The organism is Streptomyces hainanensis (assembly GCF_004348415.1).
Classification (GTDB): Bacteria; Actinomycetota; Actinomycetes; order Streptomycetales; family Streptomycetaceae; genus Streptomyces; species Streptomyces hainanensis.
The window spans coordinates 1-3,134 of the sequence record NZ_SMKI01000661.1; the positions used below are offsets into that span (position 1 = coordinate 1).

The 3,134-nt window shown below is 75.8% G+C and carries 3 protein-coding genes; 2 read left to right on the top strand and 1 reads right to left on the bottom strand.

All coding sequences use genetic code 11. From position 1 onward, the window contains the following. The first annotated feature begins 9 nt into the window (after positions 1 to 9). Together E1283_RS34290 and E1283_RS34295 are read left to right on the top strand one after the other, a co-directional pair. Positions 10 to 1,278 carry a cellulase-like family protein gene (locus E1283_RS34290; RefSeq protein ID WP_132822078.1) on the top strand — a complete coding sequence of 423 codons (1,269 nt, stop codon included), beginning with the start codon at positions 10 to 12 and terminating at the stop codon, positions 1,276 to 1,278. Between the two features lie 204 nt (positions 1,279 to 1,482). Beyond that, positions 1,483 to 2,289, top strand: coding sequence for an SAM-dependent methyltransferase (locus E1283_RS34295; protein WP_132822076.1), 807 nt, complete (start codon positions 1,483 to 1,485; stop codon positions 2,287 to 2,289). A 5-nt stretch (positions 2,290 to 2,294) separates the two neighbouring features. On the opposite strand, the gene E1283_RS34300 is transcribed toward E1283_RS34295, so the two are convergent. Then, a complete protein-coding gene (locus tag E1283_RS34300) occupies positions 2,295 to 3,104 on the bottom strand; it encodes a nucleotidyltransferase domain-containing protein (protein WP_132822077.1) in 810 nt (269 codons plus the stop codon). Positions 3,105 to 3,134 lie beyond the last annotated feature (30 nt).

Genomic DNA, 3,134 nt, shown 5'->3' on the forward strand with positions numbered 1-3,134 from the left:
GCCCCCGCCGTGCCCACGCCGCTCCCACCCCGGCTGCCCGCGAAACTGACCATCTCCCTCTGGGACTTCACCTGGTACACCCGCACCGGCCCGGGCGAACCCTTCGAGGACCTCGACCGCGCCTTCGCCGAGGCCGCGGCGCGCGGCTACAACACCATCCGCATCTGCGCCATGCCGTACCTGCTGTTCGGTTCCGGGCTCGACACCAGCCGGCTCCGCCTCGGCCCGCTGGGCGGCGAGTACGGCCAGCGGGTGCGCTGGTACGACGTCCGGGCCACCGTCGAACTCGACGGCCGGGCCCACCTGCTGGCCCTGTTCCGGGCCGCCCGCCGGCACGACTTCCACGTCATCCTCTCCAGCTGGGAGTACCAGCAGAGCCCGTCCTTCGCCGGGGACCGGCGGTGGTTCGACGCGCTGATGGCCATCGACCCCGAACGGCGCGCCGAGGCCCTGGCCGACGCGCAGGCCGACCTGATCGACTTCCTCGCCGCCCACGACGGCCTCGACGACCGCGTCGCCTTCACCGAACTCCACAACGAGGTGCAGGCCGGCCGCCTGGCCGAAGGACTGCCCGCCGACGCCGACCCGGTCGTCGCCCTCCGTCCCCGCCTGGAACGCGGTCTCGCCCGGTTCAGGGAACGCCACCCCGACCGGCCCGTCACCGTCAACTACGCGACCGTGCCCGTCGGTTCGTTCCGCGGCATCCCGGCCGGCGCCGACGTGGCCGCCTTCCACCCGTACGTCTACGGGGTGCTCGACGAACTCATCGACACCTACGCGCTCCGCGACCCGACCCGCCCCTTCCCGCAGGACGCGATCCGCCGCGACCTGCTCCGCCCCGGCGCCCCCGACCTGGCCGACTGGCAGCCGCCGGCCGAGGACCGCTGGCGGCTCGACGCCACCATCGTGAACGACCGCGAGCTGTACGCGCACGACTGGTGCGACCCCGCGAGGTGGGACGCCTGGCTCTACGACCGCTACGCGATCCACCGGCTCGCCATGGAGCAGCGGCTCGTCACCTGGATCGAGGCCGCCGCCGACTGGGCCGCGGCGGCCGGCGTCCCGCTGGTGTTCGGCGAGGGCTGGGTCGGCTACACGCCGCGCCTCACCACCTTCGAGGAGGGCCCGGTCGGCGCCGCGTTCTGCCGCCGCGCCGTCGCCGAGTCCGCCCGCGTCGGCGCCCGCGGCGCCGTCGTCTGCTCCAACGCGGCCCCGCACCACGCCATGTGGGCGGACGTGGCGTTGCAACGCGAGTGCAACGCCGTCCTGGCGGGCTGACCGCCGGCGAACCGGCCCCGCCGCGGGGTGGTGAGCGCACGGCCCGGGCGCCGGCCCGCGCTCCGGTGCGCCGATCCGCCACCGACGTCGGCACGGCACCGGTTCACCGGGCCCGCGACACCCGAACGGCGCCCGCCGGGGCACCCGGTGTGGTGAGGTGGACCGGATGCCGGCCCCGTCGCCGGCCCCGACGCGAGGAGCGCGATGGACGCCTTACCCGACGCGCGGTTCACCACCGCGCACCCCGCCAGGGTCTACGACTTCTACCTCGGCGGGAAGACGAACTACGCCGCGGACCGCGAGGCCGGTGCGGAGGTGCTCGCGGTGTGGCCCGGCGCGCGGCACGCGGCGCGCGTCAACCGGGCCTTCATGCACCGCGCGGTGCGCACCCTGGCCGAGCGGGGGGCGCGGCAGTTCCTGGACATCGGCACGGGAATCCCCACCGAGCCGAACCTGCACCAGGTCGCCCAGTCCATCGCCCCCGAGTCCTCCGTCGTGTACGTCGACAAGGACCCGCTCGTGCTGACCCACGCCGACGCGTTGATAAGGAGTGAGCCCCGGGGGCGCACCGCGTACCTACAGGCCGACCTGGTCACCGACGTCGACCGGATACTGGACGAGGCGGCAGGGACGCTCGACCTCGACCGGCCGGTGGCCGTCTCCCTCGTCGCCCTGCTGCACTTCGTCCCGGACGCGCAGGGCGCGCACGACCTGGTGCGGCGCCTGCTCGCGCCGCTGCCCGCCGGGTCGGCGCTCGTCCTCAGCCACGGCACGGGGGACTTCGACCCGACGGTGATGGAGCGGGTGGCCGGCATCTACCGGGGCAGCGGGATCGGCGCGCAGGCCCGCTCCCGCGAGGAGGTCGCCGCGTTCTTCACCGGCCTGAGCCTGCTGGACCCCGGCGTCGAGGTGCCGCACCGGTGGCGCCCCGACCACACCGACCTCGCCCCGGCGGCCGCCGACTTCGACGCCCAGGTGGCCATGTGGGCGGCGGTCGGCGTGAAGGACTGAGCCCCCTACCCGGCGCGCGGCGCCTTCTCCCCGTGCGCGGCCGTGTACGTGGTGGCGAGCCAGGGCCCGAGGTCGTCGATCAGCATCCGGAGCACTGCTGGGTCCCCCGTGGGCCTGCGGCCGACGGCCGCCGCGGCCCGCATCTGGTCGGCGCGCTCCGGGTGGTGGCGGCCGAAGATCTCCGCGGACTCCGCGAGGTCGCTGGTCCAGCCGCCCCATCGGGGCATGACCAGCGTGAACCCGGTGCGGACGACGCGCCGCGCCACCCCGCGGGCCAGCCGCGTCCGGTCGGCCTCCGAGGCGGCCTCGGCCGCGCGGGCGCGCCAGCGCGGCAGCAGCAGCGCCAGGTCGCCGTTGGTCTCCCGGGCGAGCAGCGAGCTCGGCCGGTACCGCGGCAGCCGCTCGCCGAGGTCGTCGCCGAGCAGCGGGGTGCAGAGGCAGGCGACGAAGAACCCGCCGTCGTACCGCCCCCGCTCGCCGAGCAACTCCTCGACGCCGGAGAGCAGGATGCCGACGCCGTCGATCTCCGCGCGTCCCCGGTCGAGTTCCGCCTCCAGGGCCGAGGCGTCGGCCCGGTCCCGCGCGGTGGGCTCGCGGCGCAGCGCGAGCTGGAGGTCCAGGTCGGAGACGCCCACGGTCGCGGTGCCCCGGGGGACGCTGCCGTACAGGTACGCGCTGTGCAGCCGCCCGTCCCCGAACACCTCGCCGATCCGCGCGCGGGCCGCCGCGACGACGGGCCGGAACGCCGCAGGCACCCGCTCCAGCGAGCCCTCCCGCGCGATCGTCCCGTCCTCGCTCAACCCTCGCTCGTTCACGCCCCCCACTCTGCCGTCGGCGCCCCGCCC

Coding starts and splice junctions, on each gene's coding strand:
- E1283_RS34295 (WP_132822076.1), top strand. CDS start 1,483: ATGGACGCCTTACCCGACGCGCGGTTCACCACCGCGCACCCCGCCAGG.